19 protein-coding genes are annotated in these 22,526 nt (G+C 70.1%); 13 read left to right on the top strand and 6 right to left on the bottom strand.

Going from position 1 to position 22,526, the window contains the following annotated elements:
• Positions 1-29: 29 nt before the first annotated feature.
• Both ACWFRU_RS20770 and ACWFRU_RS20765 read left to right on the top strand, forming a co-directional pair.
• A complete protein-coding gene (locus ACWFRU_RS20770; RefSeq protein ID WP_453688999.1) occupies positions 30-1,196 on the top strand; it encodes a serine hydrolase domain-containing protein in 1,167 nt (388 codons plus the stop codon).
• Between the two features lie 527 nt (positions 1,197-1,723).
• Positions 1,724-2,302 (top strand): helix-turn-helix domain-containing protein, encoded by a 579-nt coding sequence (locus tag ACWFRU_RS20765; RefSeq protein WP_453688997.1) that lies wholly within the window; start codon positions 1,724-1,726, stop codon positions 2,300-2,302.
• 406 nt (positions 2,303-2,708) lie between these two features.
• On the opposite strand, the gene ACWFRU_RS20760 is transcribed toward ACWFRU_RS20765, so the two are convergent.
• On the bottom strand, positions 2,709-3,158 hold the full coding sequence (locus ACWFRU_RS20760) for an ATP-binding protein (RefSeq protein ID WP_453688995.1): 450 nt from the start codon (positions 3,156-3,158) through the stop codon (positions 2,709-2,711).
• 159 nt (positions 3,159-3,317) lie between these two features.
• Between ACWFRU_RS20760 and ACWFRU_RS20755 the strand changes: the two genes are divergently transcribed.
• Together ACWFRU_RS20755 and ACWFRU_RS20750 are read left to right on the top strand one after the other, a co-directional pair.
• On the top strand, positions 3,318-4,160 hold the full coding sequence (locus ACWFRU_RS20755) for a helix-turn-helix domain-containing protein (protein ID WP_453688993.1): 843 nt from the start codon (positions 3,318-3,320) through the stop codon (positions 4,158-4,160).
• Positions 4,157-4,411, top strand: coding sequence for a DUF397 domain-containing protein (locus ACWFRU_RS20750; protein WP_453688991.1), 255 nt, complete (start codon positions 4,157-4,159; stop codon positions 4,409-4,411). Before ACWFRU_RS20755 ends, ACWFRU_RS20750 begins: the two co-directional genes overlap by 4 nt.
• Before the next feature lie 10 nt (positions 4,412-4,421).
• Here ACWFRU_RS20750 and ACWFRU_RS20745 read toward each other — a convergent pair whose 3' ends face one another.
• The 5 genes from ACWFRU_RS20745 to ACWFRU_RS20725 all read right to left on the bottom strand — a co-directional run bounded on the left by ACWFRU_RS20745 (position 4,422) and on the right by ACWFRU_RS20725 (position 11,202).
• Complete coding sequence (locus tag ACWFRU_RS20745; protein WP_453688989.1) at positions 4,422-5,273, bottom strand: EamA family transporter; 852 nt, start codon at positions 5,271-5,273, stop codon at positions 4,422-4,424.
• The gene (locus ACWFRU_RS20740; RefSeq protein ID WP_453688988.1) at positions 5,270-5,767 is read right to left on the bottom strand and encodes a YbaK/EbsC family protein; all 498 of its coding nucleotides are present in this window, start codon (positions 5,765-5,767) and stop codon (positions 5,270-5,272) included. The genes ACWFRU_RS20745 and ACWFRU_RS20740 overlap by 4 nt, the downstream gene beginning before the upstream one ends.
• Before the next feature lie 91 nt (positions 5,768-5,858).
• Positions 5,859-7,592 carry a penicillin-binding transpeptidase domain-containing protein gene (locus ACWFRU_RS20735; RefSeq protein ID WP_453688986.1) on the bottom strand — a complete coding sequence of 578 codons (1,734 nt, stop codon included), beginning with the start codon at positions 7,590-7,592 and terminating at the stop codon, positions 5,859-5,861.
• Between the two features lie 94 nt (positions 7,593-7,686).
• Positions 7,687-9,318, bottom strand: a complete 1,632-nt coding sequence (locus ACWFRU_RS20730) for a penicillin-binding transpeptidase domain-containing protein (protein ID WP_453688984.1) — start codon at positions 9,316-9,318, stop codon at positions 7,687-7,689.
• 135 nt (positions 9,319-9,453) lie between these two features.
• The gene (locus ACWFRU_RS20725) at positions 9,454-11,202 is read right to left on the bottom strand and encodes a dolichyl-phosphate-mannose--protein mannosyltransferase (protein ID WP_453688982.1); all 1,749 of its coding nucleotides are present in this window, start codon (positions 11,200-11,202) and stop codon (positions 9,454-9,456) included.
• Positions 11,203-11,275: 73 nt separating this feature from the next.
• Between ACWFRU_RS20725 and rsmI the strand changes: the two genes are divergently transcribed.
• The 9 genes from rsmI (at position 11,276) to ACWFRU_RS20680 (ending at position 22,487) form a co-directional block, all read left to right on the top strand.
• Positions 11,276-12,217, top strand: coding sequence for a 16S rRNA (cytidine(1402)-2'-O)-methyltransferase (rsmI, locus tag ACWFRU_RS20720; protein WP_453688980.1), 942 nt, complete (start codon positions 11,276-11,278; stop codon positions 12,215-12,217).
• A gap of 195 nt (positions 12,218-12,412) precedes the next feature.
• Positions 12,413-12,871 carry a hypothetical protein gene (locus ACWFRU_RS20715; RefSeq protein ID WP_453688978.1) on the top strand — a complete coding sequence of 153 codons (459 nt, stop codon included), beginning with the start codon at positions 12,413-12,415 and terminating at the stop codon, positions 12,869-12,871.
• Positions 12,872-12,894: 23 nt separating this feature from the next.
• A complete protein-coding gene (locus ACWFRU_RS20710; RefSeq protein ID WP_453688976.1) occupies positions 12,895-13,791 on the top strand; it encodes a TatD family hydrolase in 897 nt (298 codons plus the stop codon).
• A gap of 142 nt (positions 13,792-13,933) precedes the next feature.
• Positions 13,934-15,268, top strand: a complete 1,335-nt coding sequence (locus tag ACWFRU_RS20705; RefSeq protein ID WP_453688974.1) for a ubiquitin-like domain-containing protein — start codon at positions 13,934-13,936, stop codon at positions 15,266-15,268.
• Positions 15,269-15,330: 62 nt separating this feature from the next.
• Positions 15,331-16,200, top strand: coding sequence for a 16S rRNA (adenine(1518)-N(6)/adenine(1519)-N(6))-dimethyltransferase RsmA (gene rsmA, locus ACWFRU_RS20700; RefSeq protein ID WP_453688972.1), 870 nt, complete (start codon positions 15,331-15,333; stop codon positions 16,198-16,200).
• Positions 16,197-17,090: a 4-(cytidine 5'-diphospho)-2-C-methyl-D-erythritol kinase gene (locus ACWFRU_RS20695; RefSeq protein ID WP_453688971.1), complete on the top strand. Its 894-nt coding sequence runs from the start codon at positions 16,197-16,199 to the stop codon at positions 17,088-17,090. The genes rsmA and ACWFRU_RS20695 overlap by 4 nt, the downstream gene beginning before the upstream one ends.
• A gap of 99 nt (positions 17,091-17,189) precedes the next feature.
• Positions 17,190-18,551: an acyltransferase family protein gene (locus ACWFRU_RS20690; protein ID WP_453688969.1), complete on the top strand. Its 1,362-nt coding sequence runs from the start codon at positions 17,190-17,192 to the stop codon at positions 18,549-18,551.
• Positions 18,552-18,636: 85 nt separating this feature from the next.
• Positions 18,637-20,460 (top strand): ABC-F family ATP-binding cassette domain-containing protein, encoded by a 1,824-nt coding sequence (locus ACWFRU_RS20685; RefSeq protein WP_453688967.1) that lies wholly within the window; start codon positions 18,637-18,639, stop codon positions 20,458-20,460.
• Positions 20,461-20,606: 146 nt separating this feature from the next.
• Positions 20,607-22,487, top strand: a complete 1,881-nt coding sequence (locus ACWFRU_RS20680; RefSeq protein ID WP_453688965.1) for an outer membrane protein assembly factor BamB family protein — start codon at positions 20,607-20,609, stop codon at positions 22,485-22,487.
• The last annotated feature ends 39 nt before the right edge of the window (positions 22,488-22,526 follow it).

The raw sequence follows: 22,526 nt of genomic DNA, 5'->3' as shown, positions 1-22,526 counted from the left end.
CACGGCTGCGGGCGGCTGTTGGGTGTGGCATGGACGTTGATGTGCACGGGACAGTCGCCGAGGGCTTCGAGCCGGTGAAGGACGCCTTCGTACGGAACTTCACCGACCTCGGCGAGCGGGGCGCGGCGGTCGTGGTGTACCGAGACGGGCGGCTGGTCGTGGATCTGCGGGCCGGCACGAAGGACGTCGACGGGGGCGGCGGGGCCTGGCAGCGCGGCACCGCGCAGATCGTCCGCTCGGCGACCAAGGGAGTGACCGCCGCTGCTCTGCTCCTTCTGCATCAGCGCGGCGAGTTGGACCTGGACGCGCCCGTCAGCTCCTACTGGCCGGAGTTCAAGGCGCACGGCAAGGAGCGGGTCCTGGTCCGGGACGTCCTCGCGCACCGGGCGGGCGTCCCCGCGCTCGACCGGACGTTGACGCCCGCGGAGGCGTTCGATCCCGATCTAGCCGCTGAGACGGTCGCGGCGCAGGCTCCGTTCTGGGAGCCGGGGGAGGGGCACGGCTATCACGCGCACACCTACGGCTGGCTGACCGGTGAGCTGGTGCGGCGGGTGACGGGGCGGTCCCTCGGGGAGTTCGTGTCCGCGGAGATCGCCGGGCCCCTGGGCCTTGAGCTGTGGGTGGGGCTTCCGGCGGCGGAGGCGGGCCGTGTGGGACGGCTGGGCCGGATCGAGGCACCCTCGGCTCCGGGCGGGCTCAGGGTGCGGCCCAAGCGGGACGTGGCGGAGGCTTACGCGGACCCCGCCTCGCTCACCCGGCGGGCGTTCGCCGCGATCACTCCGGAGCCTGACGAGGACGATCCGGCGTACCGCGCGGCTGTCCTCCCCGCGTCCAACGGGGTCGCCACCGCCGACGGCCTGGCCCGCTTCTACGCCTCGCTTATCGGTGAAGTGGACGGCGCCGCACGCCTGTTCACGCCGGGCACGGTCGAACTGGCCCGTGCCGAGGCGTCATCGGGTCCCGACCGTGTCCTGATCGTGAACACCCGCTTCGGCCTCGGCTACATGCTGCACGGCGGTGCGTCGCCGCTGCTGGGGCTCGGTTCCTTCGGGCACCCCGGGCGGGGTGGCGCGCTGGGCTTCGCCGATCCGGAGTCGGGGGTGGCCTTCGGGTACGTGACCAATGGGATGAACAAGGGGGTTACGGCGGATCCGCGGGCTCAGGGGCTTGTGCGGGCCCTGCGGGGCGTGTTGTAAGGAGGGGGACAGCAAGAAGCCTGCACAGGAGTCTGTCTGCCCCTGTACAGGCTTCCGGCGTGCGATAGCTCAGCCAGTCGACGCTGCGAACGTCGGCCCCCTGATTTCTACAGCCCTGTTTGAAGAACTACCGGTATTACCATGCGAGATGATCGCTGATCCATCCGGCTGCAGCGCGCACCAGTCCGCCGAACGCTCCTGCTGCGGCGGCTTGCTGCAGGTGTCGTGTTGAGGTTGATTGATCGCGCTGATGCCCGCATAGGCATCGGCCCTGCGGAAGCGTTGCGTTATCGGTCTCCGACCGACGTGCGGCGGGCGGTGGGTCTGAGGCTCGACGAAACACGAGCATGCCTTTCTGTCGCTCATGCATCAGGTTTTCCTGACGCAGCTTCATGCTCGTCCGATATCGAGGTGCTCAATAGCCCCATGGATAACTCTGGTCAAGGCGCAGTATCTTCCGCTGTCGTCGGACTAGGTGAAACCCTGTGCGGACGGTGTCGGACACCGTGGGACGCAGGGGGGAACGTATGCCGGCGCTCAACAAGCCACCGCTCACTGAGGGGGCTCACAAATCGCTCAACACGCTGCTGCACTCCCTCCATCTGAAGGCTGGGCATCCCAGCTGTCGCCAGTTGGAGAAAGAGATCGGTCAGGCTGGGATATCGCGAAGCACGATCCATGATGCTTTTAGCAGCCTGAGGCTTCCAGCGCTTGACGTAGTCATGGCCCTCGTGGATCACTTGACTGATAAGGCGCCGATGGCAAACCCGAAGCGAGCGAGGGTGAATCGACGTCTGGTGTACGACATGTGGGTACGGGCTGCGCAGTGGCTGAGCGATGAGGCTGACCGAGGCGAATTACGGACGCGGCAGGAAAGTGTCAGGCCGTCCTCTACGCAGCGTGCGCAGGAATCCAGCCTGGTGAACTCCATCTACGTCACCGTCGATGAGGCGGCCATTCTGTTAGGTGTTCCAAAGCAGGCAGTTTACCGAATGGTGCACGCTGGCGAATTGGCCGCGATTCGAGTGGGACGGTTGTATCGCATTCCGGCGGCGGAAGTGTGGAGAGCGGAGCGCGTTCTGGGAATCGGTTCCGTTGAGCCGTGAGAGTCGGGGGGGGGGGCAACCGAAGGTCCGCTGAGCTGGCACCACCGCGAGCGCCGCCACGTCCGTGGCTCCCGTGCCGCTGCGCAACGATCGGCCGGTCCTTAATCGGGCGCCTGTGGGCTTTATGAAGCACACGGCACCCCATACCGAGTAGATCGCGTCGTACGCCGTGGTGCCGGAGGCGAGAAACGTCCGGGCGAGTGGCCCTTGCCTCCGGCCGGTCCCAGCTCAGGGGTGCTGCGGAGGCCTGCCAGGCTGAGCTAGTTGCAGAAAAGTCCCGCCGATACGCCGTGAACCGCGGTGTGAAGGTGGGACTTTTCTGCAACTAGCACAATGGGCCCCGGGGTCACCTGGGCCGACCAGAAGCGGAGTGGGCGGGCGGTTCGTGGAGCCTCGCATGGGCGAGTCAATGAGAACGCAGGTCCAGTTCTGCGCGGACCGTCTTACCGATGGGCAGGCGGTCGAGGACGAACCACCGGTCGGCCAGTGCCTCTACGAGCAGCAGTCCGCGCCCGCCCTCCGCCCCGGTCGGCGGGGCCTCGACGGCTCCTGGCTCGTCGATGCGACGTTCGCCGCGCGGATCCGATACGTCGATGCGGAGAGTACGCGCATCGAGGCTGAGCCGTACCTCGAAGTCGCGCCCGGGAACGCGGCCGTGGGTGACGGCGTTGGCGGCCAGCTCGGCCACCAGTAGCGCGGCGGTGTCCGAGGCCTCGGAGTCGTACGGGATGCCCCAGGTGTTGAGCCGGTGCAGGGCGAGGTGACGGGCTAGGCGGGCGCCTCGCGGCGTGGAGCTGAATCGCTGGCCGAACACACGCACGGTGACCGGCACTTGGGGAGCTGAGGTGGGCTTCATGGCCCCAAAGTGGCCGCCTGCGAGCTCTGCACGCCAGGTCAGCGACTAGCACTCTGCGTCAGCGTACTAGTACGGAGAGTAGACAGGGTTGGCAACTGTCCGTAACCATGGGCGGGTTCGGAGTGGGGCGCGGGGCAGGTCTACAGGAGGTGTCCTCGTATGACGGACGGTGCGGGTGGGTCGCCGGGCTGTGGTGAGCCGGAGGTGTCGGACAGCCTGCGGACCTTCGGCGAGGTCCTCAAGGCCTTCCGGAAACGGGCGGGCCTGACGCAGGAGGAATTCGCCGAGTCGGTCGGGTACTCGGTTCAGACGGTCGCCAAGATCGAGCAGGGCCGCCGTTTTCCGCAGCCGGACTTCGTGGAGCGGGCGGAGGCGGCCCTGGATGCGTTTGGCGCGTTGCGGGGTGCGGCGCGGCATCTTTCGCGACAGCCGGGGTTGGCCAGTTGGTTCCGGCAGTGGGCGAAGTTCGAGGCGGAGGCGGTCACTCTGTGGACGTACGAGTGCCGGGTCATTCCGGGGCTGTTGCAAACAGAAGCGTACGCACGGGCGGTGACCGTCAGCGTCCCGCCGGTAAAGGACGAAGAACAGGTAAACCAGCAGGTAGAAGCTCGACTGGAACGCCACAAGCTCTTCCAGCGCAGACCGCCGATCGCGTTCAGCTTCATCATCGAGCAGGCGCTGATTGAGCGGTGTACAGGCGGGGCGGAGACGACGAGGGAACTGGTCGGCCACCTGCTGGAACGAGCAGCGCAGTTCAACGTCGAGCTGCAACTCATGCCTACGAGACAGCCGGACCATGCCGGATTCGACGGGCCGATGAGGCTGGCGGAGACGCCGGACAACAGGTGGTTCGGATACTCCGAGGGGCAGCGGGGCGGTCTACTGGTCGCAGACCGAAAAGAAGTCAGCATCATGCTTCAGCGCTATGCGAAACTGCGCTCACAGGCCCTCAGCCCCGAACACACCACGGGCCTGTTGAAGCGGATGCGAGGAGCGCTATGAGCACGTCCGAACTGGCCTGGTTCAAGAGCAGTTACAGCGGCTCCGACGGCGACGACTGCGTCGAAGTAGCCCTTTCCTGGCGCAAGTCCACCTACAGCAGCGGCAGCGACGGCGACTGCGTAGAGGTCGCCACCTGCCCCGAGACCGTGCACGTCCGGGACTCCAAGGTGCAGCACGGCCCCCAACTCGCGGTCCACGCCGGGGCTTGGCAGAGCTTCGTCTCGTACGCGACGCACGCATCGAAGGCCTGACCCGCCCACCTCACCCCGCATGCAACATCAACCCAATCCCCGCCACCATCAACCCCGCCGCCACCAGCCTCGGCGCCCCGAACTTCTCCTTGAAGAAGACCGCTCCGATCGCCGCCCCCACGATGATCGAGGACTCGCGGAGCGCCGAGATGGGGGCCAGCTCTGCCTTCGTCTGGGCCCACAGGACCAGGCCGTACGCAGCCACCGACAACGCCGCCCCCAGTAGGCCCACCCCCGCGAACGGCCGCAGCCGTCCCGCCAGTTCGCCCCGCCACCGGTACGCCGCGTACACGGGGATAGCGAGGCCCTCCAGGATCATCAGCCACGCGATGTAGCCCAGGGAGGAGCCCGAGGCGCGGACGCCGAGGCCGTCCACCACCGTGTACGCCGCGATCGAGACGCCCGTGGCGAGCGCCGCGCCGATCGCCGCCCAGTCGGGGCGCCGGCCCGAGCCGCGTATGCCCCAGAGCGCCAGTCCCGTCAGGCCCGCGCACGAGACCGCGACACCCGCCGCCTGCCAGCCGTCCGGGACCTCGCCCGCGAATATCGCGGCGAGGACCGTGACCACCAGCGGTGCCGTGCCGCGCGCTATCGGGTACGCCTGGCCGAAGTCGCCGAGCTTGAACGACTTCATGAGCAGGGCGTAGTAGCCGATGTGGATCACCGCGGACAGCACCAGGTACGGCCACGCGCCCGCCGCCGGCAGCGCCGCGAACGGGGCGATGAGCAGGCCGATCAGCAGGCCGCCGCCGGATATCAGGGTGAAGCCGACCAGCTTGTCGGTGATGTGGTGCGCGATCGCGTTCCAGCTCGCGTGCGTGACGGCGGCAAGCAGCACCGCCGACGCGACCAGCGGCGTCACTTGGCGGACTCGCGCACGTCCACCAGGGTGCCGTTCGCGTGGTGGATCAGGTCCTTGGGCGTCATGGGGAAGACCGCGTAGGGGGTGCCTGCCGCCGCCCACACCACGTCGTGGTTGAGGAGGGAGCGGTCGGCCAGGACCCGTGTCTTCGTCGCGTGGCCGAAGGGCGGTACGCCGCCGATCGCGTAACCGGTGGTCTCGCGGACGACGTCCGCCTTCGCGCGCGTCACCTTCGCCGCGCACAACTCCCACCTCACACGCTCCAGATCCACCCGCGAGGCGCCGTCCATCAGGACCAGGACCGGCACGCCGTCCGCCGCGAAGATCAGCGACTTGCAGATCTGGCTCAGCTCGCAGCCGATGGCCGCCGCTGCCTCCTGGGCGGTGCGCGTTCCCTCCGGGAAGCTGCGGACCTCTGCGATCAGCTCGCCGAGGCCCAGCCGGCGCAGGGCCTCGGCGAAACGGGGATTGGCGCGGGAATCTGTTGCCGTCATGCGCCGCACGCTAGCGGTCCGTGTACCAGGCACGCGACCAGGTATCCGGATGACGGACAACCAGCCCCGCTGAGCGTGGACGCGTGAGCGGCTACTTCGCCGCCAGGAACATCGCCCGCACCAGCGGCCCCGCCGAGTCGCCGCCGTGGCCGCCCTCCTGCACCACCGCGCCCGCCGCCAGATCACCGCGGTACGCCGTGAACCAGCCGTTGGGCTTCTTCTGGTTGTCGACCTCCGCGGAGCCCGTCTTCGCGCCCATGTCGGAGCCGAGCCCGGACATGGGTTTCACCGCGGTCCCGGCGACCGCCGTGTAGTGCATCAGGTCACGGAGTGCCGACGCCGTCGCGCCCGACATCTTGCGCGGTGCCGTCGCCAGCGTGCGCTTGTCGACGTCCGGAGAGACCAGGTACGGCTGCTTGAACGTGCCGGACTTCACCGTGGCCGCCACCGACGCCATGTTCAGCGGGCTCATGCGCACCCCGCCCTGGCCGATCAGCGAGGCGCCCATCTGCGCGTCGCTCTGCACCGGGATCGCACCGTCGAAGGACGGGACGCCGATCGACCAGTTGTCGCGGCCGAGGCCGAAGACCTCCTGCGCCTGCTTGGTCAGGGAGTCGTCCTGGAGCTTCTTGGCCTGGCTGATGAAGGCCGTGTTGCAGGACCGGGCGAAGCTCGCGCGGAACGTGCCGTCCTTGATCTGGAACTTGTCGTCGTTCTGGAACTTCCAGCCGCCGTACGTCACGTACTTCGGGCAGGGGTGCTTCTTGTCGACTCCCGCGAGCTTCTTCTCCAGGAGGAGCGAGGAGGTGATGACCTTCATCGTCGAGCCGGGGGCCAGCGAACCCTGGAAGGCGATGTTGAAGCCGGTCGGGTTCGAGTTGGCCGCCGCGAGGATCTCGCCCGTGCTCGGCTTCACCAGGACCACCGAGGCCTGCTTGCGCTTGCCCGTCTCCTTCTCCGCCGCCGCCTGGAGCGAGGCGTCGAACGTGGTCTTCAGGGTGCCGGGGGTGCCGGGGGAGAGCGTCAGGAGCGTCTTGTCGGGCGTCGCCTTCGCGTCGTCCTTCGTCGTCGCCGACTTCTCGGCCGCCTTCGCGCTGTCTTTGCGCACGACCCGCAGCTCCACGCCCGCCTTGCCGCCGGCCTTGTCGCCGTACTTCTCGCGCAGGCTGTCGAGCACCGTCCCGAGGGAGGGGAACTTCGCCTTGGTCAGTTCGTCGCCGTCCCGGTCCACCGCCTTGATCGGCGGGTCCCCGGCCTCACCGGTGACCAGACGGTCGCCCGCCTTCAGGTCCGGGTGCACGACGGAGGGCTGCCAGCCGACCAGCGTCTTGCCGTCGTGCTTTCTTCGTACGACGGTCAACTCGGACTCGTACGCGAAGGGCTTGGTCGTTCCCTCGTACGAGACCGTGGAGGTGACCGAGAAGGGCACCTTCGCCCCCGAGCGCTCGCCCGGCGTCAGCTTCACCTTCGTGAGGTGGGAGTCCTTGGCGTACGCGGTGAGGGCGGTCTTCGCCGTCGCCCGGTCGTCCGTGAGCGCCGCGGCCCCACTGACGTCGCCCTTCTCCCACGCGGCGAGGAAGTCCCGCGTGGTGGCCCGCACCTCGGCGGCCGTCGGCGGCCCCGCGGCCACCGGCTTCTCGTCGACCGTCGGTCCGTCGCCGGACGAGCCACCGATCAGGCTGTACGCGGCGACGCCCACGCCGCACACGACCACGGCGGCCGCGCCGCCGAGCACACCGGGGTGCACCTTGGCGCCCCCCGCGCCAGATGTGCCCGTGATGTTCCTGATGCCTTTGCGCTCGCTGGCGCGCCCTCGCTTACCCACTGACCCTCCGCAGATCCCAGATCACAGAACCCCCAGGTTCCGCACCGGAAGGCCCCACACTAGGGGGCTTTCATGAAGCCCCTTACCAATCACCTCAACTGCCTGCGGCAAGCACCGCCGCCACGATAGGACCGGCCGCGTCCCCGCCATGGCCGCCCCGCTCCACCACGGCCGCGACCGCCGTGTCACCGCGGTATCCGGCGAACCAGCTGTTGGGCTTCTCCTGGCCCGCGACCTCCGCCGATCCCGTCTTCGCGCCGATGCTGCCGCTCAGCCCGGACATGGCGCGGGCGCCGGTGCCGCTGACCGCAGTGGCGTTCATCATCTGGCGCAGCTGCTGGACGGTGGACGCGGGCAGGCCGCGTGCCGTGGCCAGCTCCCGGTCGTCGAGCGAGGGGTCCACGATCACCGGCTGCCGGAAGGCTCCGGTCATCGCGGTCGCCGTGACCGAGGCCATGTTGAGCGGGTTGAGCTGCACCTGGCCCTGGCCGATCATGTTCTGCGCGCGGTCGGGGCCGGGGGACGCGGGGACCGAGCCGTCCACCGTCCGGACGCCCACCTGCCAGTCGAGGCCGAGGCCGAAGCCGTTCTGCGCCTCCTCGGTGAGGGAGGAGTCCGTGACGCCGTCCTCGTCGACCAGCTTCACGAAGGCGGTGTTGCACGAGCGCGCGAAGCTGTCGGCCAGGGTCGCGTTCTCGTTCGGGGCGAGGCCGGGAAGGTTCTGGATGGTGTTGCTCTGCCAGGTCGCGGTGTCGGGGCAGGGCGCGGGGCCGCTCGCCTTCGTCACGCCCTTGTCGATGAGCATCGCCGCCGAGACGATCTTCATCGTCGAGCCGGGGGCCATCTTGCCCTCGAAGGCCGCGTTGAAGTCGTCCTTCCGGTTGTTGGCCACGGCCAGGACCTCGCCGGAGCTCGGCTGCACGGCGACCACGGAGGAGTCCGCGTGCCGGGTCACCGCCTTCTCGGCGGCGCGCTGCGCGGGCGCGCTCAGCGTCGTCCTCAGGTGCCCCGCCTTGCCCTTGGCGAGCGTGAGCAGCGTCTTGGTGCCCGCGTTCTCGTCCGCGCGCCGGACGTAGAGCTCGACGCCGGGCTTTCCGCCCGCCTTGTCGCCGTACTTCGCGCGCAGTTGGTCGAGGACCGGGCCGAGCGAGGGGTAGTCCTTCTTGTCCAGGACCGTGCCGTTCCGGTCGACGGCCTGGATGGGGGGCACAGCGGCCTCGCCGGTCTCCAGGGTGTCGTCCTTCTTCAGGTCAGGGTGGACGACCGAGGGGTTCCAGTCGACGAGCGCGCGCCCCGTGGTCTCGCCCCGCACGACGGTCAGTTCGGAGTCGTACGCGAGGGGCTTGGTCTTCCCCTTGTACGACACCGTCGCCTCGACCGAGAACGGCACGGTGGTGCCGGTGGCCTTGCCCGGCGTGAGCCGCACCTTCTTCAGGTGGGCGTCGTCGCGGTATCCGGACAGGAGCGTCGAGGCCGCTTCCGCGTTGTTCGTGTAGGACGAGGCCTGCCTGGCGTCGCCCTTGGCCCACGCGGCGAGGAACTTCTCCGTCGTCTCGCCGACCTCGCCGCTCGTCGGCGGCCCCGTCCTCACCGCGGCGGGGCCCGCCCCCGGCGAACCCCCGCCCCCGGTCACGCCGTTCACCAAGTTGTACGCGCCGTACCCCGCGCCCCCGACCATGACGGCGAACACGCCGCCCACCAAAGTGACCTTTACCCCTTTGCGCATTGCGCGCCCCCTCCCCAGGAGCCCTCCCGAATGTGTGTCCGGAAGGGTGGTTCGAACAGAACCTTAAGCGGCGGAGGTGACGAACGAGGGAGCCGTTATCCGAAGGTGTCCCAGATGCCCACTACAACCAGATGTCTAGACCCACGTGTCCAGGAGCATGCGGGCTCGCCAGGAATCGATCGGAATGGCCTGGCCGGTGTAAATGGGCCAGAACCAGATGAAGTTCCACAGGATCAGCAGCACCAGGACGCCCGACGCCGCGGCCCCCACGACCCGCCGCCGCTCGCTCGAACCGGGCGGACCGAGGATCGCGCCGATCATCATCGCCACGGCCAGGCACAGGAACGGCACGAAGACGACGGCATAGAAGAAGAAGATCGTCCGCTCCTGGTACATGAACCACGGCAGATAGCCCGCCGCGATCCCGCACACGATCGCGCCCGCACGCCAGTCCCTGCGGAACACCCACCGCCACAGCACGTAGAGCAGCGCGAACGCCCCGGCCCACCACAGCATCGGCGTGCCGAGCGCGAGCACCTCGCGGGCGCACTTCTCCGCGGTGCCGGCGGGACAGCCGTCCTTGCCGGGCAGCGGCGACTCGTAGAAGTACGAGACGGGGCGGCCGTCGACGATCCAGCTCCACGGGTTCGACTGGTAGGTGTGCGGCGAGGAGAGCCCCACGTGGAAGTCGTAGACCGCGTGTTCGTAGTGCCACAGGCTGCGCAGCCAGTCCGGCAGGATCGTCCAGGAGCCGCCCTTGCCGTCCGTCGCAGCCCAGTCGCGGTAGTAGCCGCCGGTGCCGTCGGCCGGGGAGAGGATCCAGCCGAGCCAGGACAGGACGTACACGCCGATCGCGACCGGCACCGTCGAGACGAACGCCGGGAACACGTCCCGCTTCAAGGCCGCGCGGTAAGGACGCTCGGCGCCCGCGACGCGGCGGGCGCCCACGTCCCACAGGACGGTCATCAAGCAGAAGAAGACCATGATGTAGAGGCCGTTCCACTTGGTCCCGAAGGCGAGCCCCAGGCAGAGACCGGCCGCCCAGCGCCAGGGACGCCACCCCAGACGCAGCGTCTCGGCGACCCACGCGTCGGGCCGGACCCGCCCGTCCTCGTCGGCCGGGAGACCGGCCGCGAGTTTCGCGCGCGCCGTGTCCCGGTCGATCAGGAAGCAGCCGAACGCGGCGAGGACGAAGAACATCAGGACCTGGTCGAGCAGCGCGGTGCGGCTCATCACGAAGTGCAGCCCGTCCACCGCGAGCAGCCCGCCCGCCAGACAGCCCAGGAACGTCGAGCGGAAGAGCCGCCGACCGATCCGGCACAGCATCAGGACCGACAGGGTGCCGAGCACCGCCGTCATGAAGCGCCAGCCGAACGGATCGAAGCCGAAGATCCACTCACCGATGCCGATGACGTACTTGCCGACCGGCGGATGCACCACGTACGCGGCATCCGTGGGGATCGCGATGTCCGATCCCTGCTTCAGGACATCGGGGTTGACCTTCTCGGGCCAGTTGACCTCGAAGCCCCGGTGGATCAGCGCCCAGGCGTCCTTGGCGTAATACGTCTCGTCGAATATCACGGCCTTCGGGCTGCCGAGATTCCAGAACCGGGTGATGCCCGCGACCAGCGTGATCAGCAGCGGGCCGATCCAGCCCGACCACCGGACCAGCAGGTCGGCGGAGCTTTTCCGCAGCCCGATCGTCGCCCACAGCCGCGGGCTCGGTTCGGCGTAGGCGGGCACGAGCCGGGCCCGGACATCGGCGGTGGGCCCGCCGGGCCGCGCCACATAACCGAAGCGGCGCAGCCTGTGCTGCCACGACGGCTGCTGCTCCTCGGCTGCCTGGCCCTGGCGGGTGTCCGGGGAAGACGCGGTACTGGTCACCGCGCCATCGTAGGGAACCCGACTGTGTGAGTCCCGCTCCTGGGCCCTCCCCGGCCCCTGCGAGGATGGAACAGTGACTGGAAGCGCAGATTCTCCCGACGGCCCGACCCCCTCAAGCCCGTCCCCCGGGCATTCCTCCGGCGGAACCCTCGTCCTCGCGGGCACGCCCATCGGGGACGTCGCGGACGCTCCGCCGCGGCTCGCCACCGAGCTGGAGGCGGCCGACGTGGTGGCCGCCGAGGACACCCGGCGGCTCCGCAGGCTCACCCAGGCGCTCGGCGTGCAGGTGGGCGGCCGGGTCGTCTCGTACTTCGAGGGCAACGAGAGCGCGCGGACGCCCGAGCTGGTCGAGGCCCTGGTCGGCGGCGCGCGGGTGCTGCTCGTGACGGACGCCGGGATGCCGTCGGTGTCCGACCCCGGGTACCGCCTCGTCGCCGCCGCCGTGGAGAAGGACATCCGGGTCACCGCCGTGCCGGGGCCCTCCGCGGTGCTCACCGCGCTCGCCCTCTCGGGCCTCCCGGTGGACCGCTTCTGCTTCGAGGGCTTCCTGCCGCGCAAGGCGGGCGAGCGGCTCTCGCGACTGCGCGAGGTGGCCGACGACCGTCGCACTCTCGTCTACTTCGAGGCACCGCACCGGATCGACGACACCCTCGTCGCGATGGCCGAGGTGTTCGGCGACGAACGCAGGGCCGCGGTCTGCCGCGAGTTGACCAAGACGTACGAAGAGGTCAAGCGCGGTTCGCTGAGGGAACTCGCCCAGTGGGCGGCCGACGGCGTACGCGGCGAGATCACCGTCGTCGTCGAGGGAGCGCCGGAGAAGAGCCCCGGTGACCTGGGCCCGGACGAGCTGGTGCGCAGGGTGCGGGTGCGCGAGGAGGCGGGGGAGCGGCGCAAGGAGGCGATCGCCGCCGTCGCGGCCGAGGCGGGGCTGCCCAAGCGTGACGTGTTCGATGCGGTCGTGGCAGCAAAGAATGCGGCTCGGAGCGCCCCATCGGAAGGCAAAGGACTATCGTGAAAAGCAAAGTGCGGGCCGCGCACCGGGCCTGAAGGCTAAGGAAAGGCCAAATCGCCTTCAACTGTCGACAGGTCTGATGCTTTCGCCTCGGGAAAGGCGTCCACTGGTCAAAGGGGACGCACCCGTCCCCACGCTTCCGGCCGGGAGGAAATCCCCGGTCCGGCAGTGCTTGTCCAGCGGACAAGAGGAGCTGGCATGAGTGAGATCGCCGACACCGGTCACCCCACCACGGCGTCCGATGCGATGCGTGCGACACAAGCGACCAATACCGTTCATGAGTCTTATGCATTCGCCTGTATGCGGTGCGGGCACGGCTGGGAACAGTCCTATGAGATCGAGCATCACGTCGACGGCAAGGGCAAGGAATTCGTGGTGTACGTGGCGGACGGCCGCCATGTGCCGTCGCCGCTGACCCGGCCGACGTGCCTGAACTGCGACGGACATGTCGTACGGATCATGCGGGCCGGGCAGGTGTCGTCGGTCCTGGACCTGATGCAGCGCCACCACGCGCCGCGGGCGGCGGCCGGGGCGGGGAAGGCGACGGGGGGCGAGTCCGGCTCCGTCACCGGGGTGCCCGAGCCCCGCGAACCCAAGCAGCACCACTGGCATCTGTCGGCGCTGCTGCATCCCTTCCACCACCGCAAGGCGGGATGACGTCCCCTTCGTAGGATCGGGGCATGCCTTCCAAGAACGCCGACCCCAAGAACGCCGAGAAGAACGCCGCGCCGCCGCTGCCCGAACCCCTTCGGGTGGCGGTCGCCGACTCCCACACACACCTCGACATGCAGTCGGGGTCGGTGGACGAGGGGCTCGCCAAGGCCGCGTCGGTCGGGGTGACGACGGTCGTGCAGGTGGGCTGTGACGTGGCGGGTTCGCGCTGGGCCGCCGAGACGGCCGCCGCGCACGCGAGCGTGCACGCCACCGTCGCCCTGCATCCCAACGAGGCGCCGCGCATCGTGCACGGCGACCCCGACGGCTGGTCCCGGCAGGGCGCGCGCGAGGCGGGCGGCGACGAGGCGCTGGACGCCGCGCTCGCCGAGATCGACCGCCTGGCCGCGCTGCCGCACGTCAAGGGCGTCGGCGAGACCGGCCTCGACTACTTCCGCACCGGGCCCGAGGGCAAGGCCGCCCAGGAGCGGTCCTTCCGCGCCCACATCGAGATCGCCAAGCGGCACGGCAAGGCCCTGGTCATCCACGATCGCGAGGCGCACGAGGACGTGCTGCGGGTCCTGAAGGAGGAGGGGGCCCCGGAGCGCACCGTCTTCCACTGCTACTCGGGAGACGCGGCGATGGCCCAAGTGTGCGCTCAGAACGGCTACTTCATGTCCTTCGCCGGCAACATGACCTTCAAGAACGCGCAGGGCCTGCGGGACGCGCTGGCCGTGGCCCCCCTCGAACTGGTCCTCGTGGAGACCGACGCGCCCTTCCTCACGCCCGCCCCCTACCGCGGACGGCCTAACGCTCCGTATCTCATTCCGGTCACATTGCGGGCCATGGCCGAGGTGCGGGGGATCGGCGAGGACGCCATGGCCGAGGCGATCTCGGCCAACACGGCACGCGCCTTTGATTACTGACCGATAACGCCCATACCCCCGCGGTTCAGGGCAGCGCCACGACACTGCGTAGTCTCGCTGCTTTGGAGAGTGACGGTTGCTCCGCTAGGTTCTGGTCCGCCTCGCCCGATCCGGACCGGAACGAGAACGCTGGAGCGTCGTCGTGAGTCATGCGCCGCAGTACGAGACGTCTTATGGGGGCGGCACGACCTATGAGCCGGACCCGGAGCCGGAGCAGGGGGCGGAGCCGGACCCGGAGTTCTTTCCCCGGCAGGCCACCGTGGTCATCCCCGACGGCGTGGTCATCCCCGACGGCGGGCGGGCCGAGGCGCGGCGTGCGGCCCGGCGCAAGAAGCCGAAGGCGAAGTCGCCGTCCAGGTCGAGGACCCCGGACCCGGGTGCGCCGGAGCGGCCCGAGACGCTGCGGCGGCTGCTGCCGCAGGCGCTGGTCGTCGCCTTCCTCGCGGGCGGCACCTCGGCCTTCGTCGCCGACGACAAGGCCATCGAGCTGAGTGTCGACGGCGAGAGGCGCACCCTGCACACCTTCGCGGACGACGTCGGTGAGCTGCTTGAGGACGAGGGCGTGGACTTCGGCGCCCACGACATCGTGGCGCCGACCGCGGACACGGCCCTGGCCAGCGGCGACGAGATCGCCGTCCGTTACGGCAGGCCGGTCGAGCTCACCCTCGACGGGCAGCGGCGCGAGGTGTGGACGACGGCCCGCACGGTGGACGGGGCGCTGCGGCAGCTCGGGGTGCGGGCCGAGGGCGCCTATCTGTCGGCCTCGCGGAGCAAGCGGATCGACCGGGGCGGCCTCGATCTCGACGTACGGACCGAGCGCACGGTGACGGTCATGGCGGACGGCCGTGAGCGGACCATCCGTACGAACGCGGCGACGGTGCGGGAGGCGGTCGAGGAGGCCGGGATCAGCCTGAACGGCCAGGACACGACCTCCGTCCCGCCCGCCAGCTTCCCGCGTGACGGGCAGACGGTCACCGTCATGCGGATCTCCGGGCGCAAGGAGGTGCGGGACGAGCCGATCCCGTTCGACGTCCGGCGGACCGAGGACTCCTCCCTGTTCGCCGGTACGGAGGTCGTGGAGCGGCAGGGGCACCAGGGGACCCGGCGGGTGACGTACGCGCTGCGGACGGTCAACGGCGTCAAGCAGAAGCCGCGGCGGCTGCGGTCGGAGATCGTGCGGCAGCCGCAGACGCAGATCGTGAAGGTGGGCACCAAGCAGCGGCCGAACTCGGTGGCGGGGGCGGAGGGCCTGAACTGGGGCTCGCTGGCCCAATGCGAGTCGGGCGGCCGCCCGAACGCGGTGGACGCGTCGGGGACGTACGGCGGCCTGTACCAGTTCGACACCCGGACCTGGCAGGGCCTGGGCGGCTCGGGCCGCCCCCAGGACGCGTCGTCGGAGGAACAGACGTACCGCGCGAAGAAGCTGTACGTACAAAGGGGCGCGAGCCCGTGGCCGCACTGCGGGGGGCGGTTGTAGCGAGGCCGGCCCCGTACCGGCGGCTGGTGGGGGCCCGAGGTCAGGACCCGTAATCTGGTCCCGTGAGCAACAGTGAGCCCGGCAGCCTTCTCGGCGCCGCCGACATCCGCGAGCTGGCCGCTGCTTTGGGCGTACGCCCGACCAAGCAGCGCGGCCAGAACTTCGTCATCGACGCCAACACCGTCCGCCGCATCGTCCGCACCGCGGAAGTCGGCCCGCAGGACGTGGTCGTCGAGGTCGGGCCGGGACTGGGCTCGCTGACCCTGGCACTGCTCGACACCGCGGACCACGTGACCGCGGTCGAGATCGACGACACGCTCGCGGCGGCGCTCCCGGCGACCATCGAGGCCCGCCTCCCCGCGAAGGCGGACTCCTTCGCGCTGGTGCACAGCGACGCCATGCTCGTGCGCGAGCTGCCGGGCCCCGCCCCGACCGCGCTGGTCGCCAACCTTCCGTACAACGTGGCCGTCCCCGTGCTGCTGCACATGCTCGACACCTTCCCCAGCATCGAGCGCACGCTCGTGATGGTGCAGGCCGAGGTCGCCGACCGCCTCGCCGCCGCCCCCGGCTCGAAGGTGTACGGCGTGCCCTCCGTGAAGGCGAACTGGTACGCCGACGTGAAGCGCGCCGGTTCCATCGGGCGCAACGTCTTCTGGCCCGCCCCGAACGTCGACTCGGGCCTCGTCTCGCTCGTGCGGCGCACTGAGCCGGTGAAGACCACCGCCTCGAAGAGGGAAGTCTTCGCCGTCGTCGACGCGGCCTTCGCGCAGCGCCGCAAGACCCTGCGGGCCGCCCTCGCCGGGTGGGCGGGCTCCGCGGCCGCCGCCGAGGCCGCGCTCGTCGCCGCCGGGGTGTCGCCGCAGGCGCGCGGCGAGGCGCTGACGGTGGAGGAGTTCGCGCGGATCGCCGAGCACAAGGACGCGGGCCTGTGAACGCGGGAGTGACCGTCCGCGTTCCCGCGAAGGTCAATGTGCAGCTCGCGGTCGGCGCCGCCCGCCCGGACGGTTTCCACGACCTCGCCAACGTCTTTCTCGCCGTCGGGCTCTACGACGAAGTCACGGTGACGCCCGCGGAAGAGCTGCGGATCACCTGCTCGGGGCCCGGGGCCGATCAAGTGCCCCTCGACCGCACGAACTTGGCGGCGAGGGCCGCGGAACTGCTCGCCGCACGGCACGGGCGCAGCGCCGACGTGCACATCCACATCGCCAAGGACATCCCCGTCGCGGGCGGTATGGCCGGCGGCAGCGCGGACGGCGCGGGCGCGCTCGTGGCGTGCGACGCGCTGTGGGGCACCGAGGCCTCGCGGGACGAACTGCTCGACATCTGCGCCGAGTTGGGCAGCGACGTGCCGTTCAGCCTGGTCGGCGGGGCGGCGCTCGGCACCGGGCGGGGGGAGAAGCTGGAGACCCTGGAGGTCGGCGGCACCTTCCACTGGGTGTTCGCGGTGGCCGACGGAGGGCTCTCCACGCCCGCGGTCTACCGCGAGTTCGACCGGCTGACCCCGGACGCCCCCGCCCCCCAGGCGTCCCCCGCACTGCTCGACGCCCTGCGCGACGGGGATGCCGCGGCACTCGCCGGGGCCGTGAGCAATGATCTCCAGCCCGCCGCACTCTCGCTGTTCCCCTCGCTCGTCGACACCCTCGCCGCGGGGACCCGGGCGGGCGCACTGGCCGCGCTCGTCTCCGGCTCCGGGCCCACCACGGCGTTCCTGGCCGCGGACGCGGAGTCCGCGCGACGGGTCGCCGAAGCGCTCACGGCTTCCGGCACCTGCCGTACCGCCCGGGTGGCCGACTCCCCGGCACCGGGCGCCACGGTCCTCTAGGGCAGGTATCAGGGGGCACGCACAGGGGCACGTACTCAGACGCCGATCTGAGTACGTGCGCGCTGATGCCGGACGTGCGGTGCGCGCGACCGTACGTACATGGGATCAAGCGTTCGTGAACTGGCCGAGAAGACGCCCGCCGGGCGCGACCGGTACATCGACCTGCTGCGGGTCGCCTCGCTCGGCACGGTCGTCGTGGGCCACTGGCTGATGGCGGCGGTGACCGTCGGGGACGACGGCCGCACCGAGGTCGGCAACCTCCTCGCCGTCGTGCCCGATCTGCAGCTGCTCACCTGGGCGCTGCAGATCATGCCGGTGTTCTTCTTCGTCGGCGGCTTCTCGCACGCGCTGTCGTACCGCTCGCTGAGCCGCAAGGCCCCCGAGGGCGGCGGCTCGGTCTACTCGGCGTTCCTGCGGGCGCGGCTCCAGCGGCTGCTGCGACCGACCATGGTCTTCATCGGGGTGTGGGGCGTCGCCGCGCTGGCGGTGCAACTCGCGGGCGAGGGCGGCGCGTTGCTGGACGTGACGTTGCGCCTGGTCGCCCAGCCGCTGTGGTTCATCGGCATCTACCTGGCGATGGTCGCGTTCACGCCGCCGCTCCTGAGGCTGCACGAGCGGTACGGCTGGGGCGCGTTCGGGGCTCTGGTGCTCGCCGCGGGGGCGGTGGACCTGGCGCGCTTCGCGTTCGGCGTCCCTTACGTGGAGTTCCTCAACTTCGCCTTCGTGTGGCTGGCCGTGCATCAGCTCGGCTTCCTGCGGGCGGACGGCAGGCTGCGGATGCCGGCGGCCCTGGCCGGGGCGGGTCTCGCGGGAGCCGCGGCGCTGGTGGCCCTCGGGCCGTACCCCCTGTCGATGGTGGGCATGCCCGGCGAGCGCGTCTCGAACATGGCTCCGCCGACCTTCGCCCTGCTCTGCCACGGCGTGTGGCTGGTGGGCGCGGTGGAGCTGCTGAGGGGACCCGCGACCCGGTGGCTGGCGCGGCCGCGGGTGTGGCGGGGCGTGGTGGCGGCGAACGGGGTCTCGATGACTGCGTTCCTGTGGCACCTGACGGCGATGCTCGGGGTGTACGGGGTACTGATCGCGGCGGACGTGCGGCTGCCGGAGCCCGCCACGGCGCAGTGGTGGACGCAGGCTCCGCCGCGGATGGCGGCCGCCGCGGTGCTCACCGCCCTGCTGGTCGCCGCGTTCCGCCGCTTCGAGAAGCCGGTCGCGGCGAAGGAGTCGACGGGTACGCCGGGTGCGGGCCCGGCAGCCGCGGTGGGCGTCACGCTCTGCCTCTTCGGGGTGCTCGGCCTCTCCATGGTCGGCTTCGGGGGACTGCTCGAAGGGCGTACGGCGATGCTGGTCGCGGTGCGGGTGACGGCGCCGGTGGCCGTGGGCATGGCACTGGCCGGGTGGCTGCTTGTCGAGCGGGCGGGCCGGGGCGTGCGGGGCGGGGCCCCGGGGGTGCGTGCCGGCTGATCCGCGGCCCCGACCGGCCCCCGGGCCGATGGTCGGCGTCTCCGACTACGCTGGAGGTCGATCGATCCCCTTCCCTGGAGCGTTAATGGCCGTCAACCTGGTCAATGTCGAGGCAGTCAGCAAGGTGTACGGCACCCGTGCCCTGCTCGACGGTGTCTCCCTCGGCGTGTCCGAGGGGGACCGGATCGGCGTCGTGGGGCGCAACGGAGACGGCAAGACGACCCTCATCCGGATGCTCGCCAAGCTGGAGGAGGCCGACACCGGACGGGTCACGCACAACGGCGGGCTGCAGCTCGGCGTGCTGACCCAGCACGACTCGCTGGACCCCGAGGCCACCGTGCGGCACGAGGTCATCGGTGACCTCGCCGACCACGAGTGGGCGGGCAACGCCAAGATCCGCGATGTGCTGACCGGTCTCTTCGGCGGCCTGGACATGCCGGGCTTCCCGCAGGGCCTCGACACCGTGATCGGGCCGCTGTCCGGCGGCGAGCGCCGCCGTATCGCGCTGGCGAAGCTGCTCATCGGCGAGCCCGACCTGATCGTGCTCGACGAGCCCACCAACCACCTGGACGTCGAGGGCATCGCCTGGCTCGCCGGACACCTGCGGGCGCGGCGCTCGGCGCTCGTCTGCGTCACGCACGACCGCTGGTTCCTCGACCAGGTGTGCACGCGCATGTGGGACGTGCAGAGCGGGTCCGTCTTCGAGTACGAGGGCGGGTACTCCGACTACGTCTTCGCGCGTGCCGAGCGTGAGCGCATCGCGGCCACCGAGGAGACCAAGCGCAAGAACCTGATGCGCAAGGAGCTGGCCTGGCTGCGGCGCGGAGCCCCCGCGCGCACCAGCAAGCCGCGGTACCGCATCGAGGCCGCCAACGAACTCATCGCCGACGTGCCGCCGCCGCGCGACACCAGCGAGCTGATGAAGTTCGCCACGACCCGGCTCGGCAAGACCGTCTTCGATCTTGAGGACGTGACCGTGCAAGCCGGTCCGAAGGTGCTTCTCAAGCACCTGACCTGGCAGCTCGGTCCCGGTGACCGCATCGGCCTGGTCGGCGTCAACGGCGCGGGCAAGACCTCGCTCCTGCGGGCGATGGCCGAGGCGCAGCGCTCGGACGGCGACGTACAGCCCGAGGCGGGGCGCGTGGTCGTCGGCAAGACCGTGAAGCTGGCCTATCTGTCGCAGGAGGTCGCCGAACTCTCCCCGACGCTGCGGGTGTTGCAGGCCGTGCAGCAGGTCCGCGAGCGCGTCGACCTCGGCAAGGGCCGGGAGATGACCGCCGGACAGCTCTGCGAGACGTTCGGGTTCAACAAGGAGAAGCAGTGGACTCCCGTCGGTGACCTTTCCGGCGGTGAGCGGCGGCGCCTCCAGCTCCTTCGCCTCCTGATGGACGAGCCGAACGTCCTCTTCCTCGACGAGCCGACGAACGACCTCGACATCGAGACGCTGACGCAGCTCGAGGACGTCCTCGACGGGTGGCCGGGGTCGATGGTCGTGATCTCCCACGACCGGTTCTTCCTGGAGCGCACCACCGACAAGGTCTTCGCGCTGCTCGGCGACGCCACGATGCGGATGCTGCCGCGCGGCATCGACGAGTACCTGGAGCGGCGCAAGCGGATGGCGGAAGCCGGCGTCCCGTCGGCGCCCGCCGCCGCGTCCGCCGCGCCGTCCGCGGCCCCGCAGAAGGCGGCGGTCTCCTCCGCCGACGCACGCGCCGCGAAGAAGGAACTGCAGAAGATCGAGCGGCAGCTGGACAAGATGTCGACGAAGGAAACATGGCTGCACGCCCAAATCGCCGATAACGCCACCGACTTCGAAAAGGTGGCCAAACTGGACGCCGAACTGCGTGAACTCGTGAGCGAGCGCGACGAGTTGGAGATGCGCTGGCTGGAGCTCGCGGAGAGCGCGTAGAGGTCTCGTAACAGACGCATCACGGGCCGGTCCTCCCTTGGGAACAGGGGACGGACCGGTCAGTTGTGCTAGTGCCGCAGGGTGATAGAAAGGGCGGCCTGAGCACCACTTGGCGTGCCGAAAAATCAGTGAAGGGGGAAGCGCTGATGACTCAGCCGCCCAACCAGCCGCCGTCCGGCGGTTTCGGAGCTCCGCAGGATCCGGAGAAGGGATCCGCGCCGCAGCCACCGGGTCAGCCACCGCAGATGCCCGGTCAGCCGCCGGCCCCGCCGTCGGGAGCCCCGCAGACTCCGCCGCCCGCGTCCGCGCCCCAGCCCGGCTACGGCTACCCGCAGACGCCGCCCGCGCCCCAGCCGGGTTACGGCTACCCGCAGCAGCCCGGACCGTACAACCAGCCCGGACCGTACGGCCAGCCCACGCAGCCGGGTCAGCCCGGACCGTACGGCCAGCCCACGCAGCCCGGTCAGCCGGGCCCCTACAGCCAGCCCACACAGCCGGGCCCCTACGCCCAGCAGCCTCAGTACGGCTACCCCCAGCAGCAGTTCCCGCCCCCCGGCGTGCCCGGCACCCAGCCGCCCGGCGGCGGTGGCGGCAAGAACCCCTTCAAGGGCAAGCCCGGCCTGATCGTGGCGGCCGTGGCCGCCGCGGCGCTCGTCATCGGTGGTGTCGCCTGGGCGGTCGTCGGCGGTGACGACGGCGGCAAGAAGAAGAAGCCGGTCGCGGGCGGGAGCAACGACCCCAAGGCCAGCGGGTCCGCACCGGTCAACCCCGGCGACGGCGACGGTGACGGCGGGCCGCAGGAAGACCTCAACGCGGGCCGCCAGCCCGGCGAGGCGAAGGTGCTCTGGTACAAGGAAGCGCCCAAGGTGCCCGGCTCCGGCGCCGACGCCAACGGCATGTGGATCCAGGGTGACGTCGCCATCAAGGCGGCGTACAAGGAGATCACCGCCTACAACGTCAAGACGGGCGACCAGGCCTGGCCGACGATCAAGTTCCCGCAGAAGATCTGCGGCACGACCCCGCAGGTCACCAAGGACAACAAGATCGTCGTCGCCTACAAGGACGGCCAGAAGGACTCCGCCAAGTGCAGCCAGGTCCAGGTCGTCGACCTGAGCGACGGCAGCAAGGGCTGGACCAAGCCGGTCAAGGAGGAGGGGCTGTTCGACTTCTCCAGCAACGCCGACCTCTCCATCACCGGTGACACGCTGATGGTCGGCCGCTCCCAGTCCGGCACGGCGCTGCGGATGAGCGACGGCAAGGAGCTCTTCGTGTCCGGCAAGAAGGACGAGGGCACCTGCTTCCCCAGCGGCTTCGCCGGCGGCAAGAAGATGCTGCGCGCCCTCTCGTGCGGCGCGAGCTCGCCCACCGAGCACGACGAGCTCCAGCAGATCGACCCGAAGACCGGCAAGGCCGTGTGGACGAAGAAGTTCCCCAAGGGCTGGCAGATCGGGCGGATCTACTCCGAGAGCCCGACGATCGTCTACCTCACCAACGAGGACAAGAAGCAGTGGAACATCACCACGCTGAAGCCCAACAGCAGCGCCACGCGCTCTGAGGTCGGCGTGGACGAGAAGTTCGCGCCGGAGTGCGGCGGTTCGACGTTCCTCGGCGGCAGCCTCCAGGGCTGCCTCGGCGCGACGACCGACGACAAGAACCTCTACCTGCCGACCGAGGCGACCTCCGGGGCCAACGAGGTCGTGGCGATCAGCCTGGCCAACGGCAAGGAGGCCTGGCGCGTGAAGTCGCCCCTTGAGGAATCGATGCTGCCGATGAAGGTCGAGGGCGGTGAGCTGATCGCCTACGTCAACCCGTCGTACGACTCCGGCGGCCAGGTCGTCTCGATCCCGCTGTCGGGCTCGCACAAGCCGAAGACGCTCCTGAAGAACCCGGAAGGGACCTCGGAGATCGAGAGCGGCTTCTTCTCGAAGGACGTCGACTTCGTGGACGGTCGCTTCTACATCTCCACCACGCGGCTCTCGGGCAGCGCGAAGGGCCAGGAGAAGCTGATGCTGGCCTACGGCAAGTGACCTTCCTCGCAGGGCAGGCGCCCGCGCCCTCTTCGTCGC

This window comes from Streptomyces sp. NPDC055099, assembly GCF_053607685.1.
Note: the sequence above shows the minus strand (reverse complement) of the source record. Positions and strands in the feature narration are given on the sequence as shown.

Coding starts and splice junctions, on each gene's coding strand:
- ACWFRU_RS20770 (WP_453688999.1), top strand. CDS start 30: ATGGACGTTGATGTGCACGGGACAGTCGCCGAGGGCTTCGAGCCGGTG.
- ACWFRU_RS20765 (WP_453688997.1), top strand. CDS start 1,724: ATGCCGGCGCTCAACAAGCCACCGCTCACTGAGGGGGCTCACAAATCG.
- ACWFRU_RS20760 (WP_453688995.1), bottom strand. CDS start 3,158: ATGAAGCCCACCTCAGCTCCCCAAGTGCCGGTCACCGTGCGTGTGTTC.
- ACWFRU_RS20755 (WP_453688993.1), top strand. CDS start 3,318: ATGACGGACGGTGCGGGTGGGTCGCCGGGCTGTGGTGAGCCGGAGGTG.
- ACWFRU_RS20750 (WP_453688991.1), top strand. CDS start 4,157: ATGAGCACGTCCGAACTGGCCTGGTTCAAGAGCAGTTACAGCGGCTCC.
- ACWFRU_RS20740 (WP_453688988.1), bottom strand. CDS start 5,767: ATGACGGCAACAGATTCCCGCGCCAATCCCCGTTTCGCCGAGGCCCTG.
- ACWFRU_RS20730 (WP_453688984.1), bottom strand. CDS start 9,318: ATGCGCAAAGGGGTAAAGGTCACTTTGGTGGGCGGCGTGTTCGCCGTC.
- ACWFRU_RS20715 (WP_453688978.1), top strand. CDS start 12,413: ATGAGTGAGATCGCCGACACCGGTCACCCCACCACGGCGTCCGATGCG.
- ACWFRU_RS20710 (WP_453688976.1), top strand. CDS start 12,895: ATGCCTTCCAAGAACGCCGACCCCAAGAACGCCGAGAAGAACGCCGCG.
- ACWFRU_RS20690 (WP_453688969.1), top strand. CDS start 17,190: ATGGGATCAAGCGTTCGTGAACTGGCCGAGAAGACGCCCGCCGGGCGC.
- ACWFRU_RS20685 (WP_453688967.1), top strand. CDS start 18,637: ATGGCCGTCAACCTGGTCAATGTCGAGGCAGTCAGCAAGGTGTACGGC.
- ACWFRU_RS20680 (WP_453688965.1), top strand. CDS start 20,607: ATGACTCAGCCGCCCAACCAGCCGCCGTCCGGCGGTTTCGGAGCTCCG.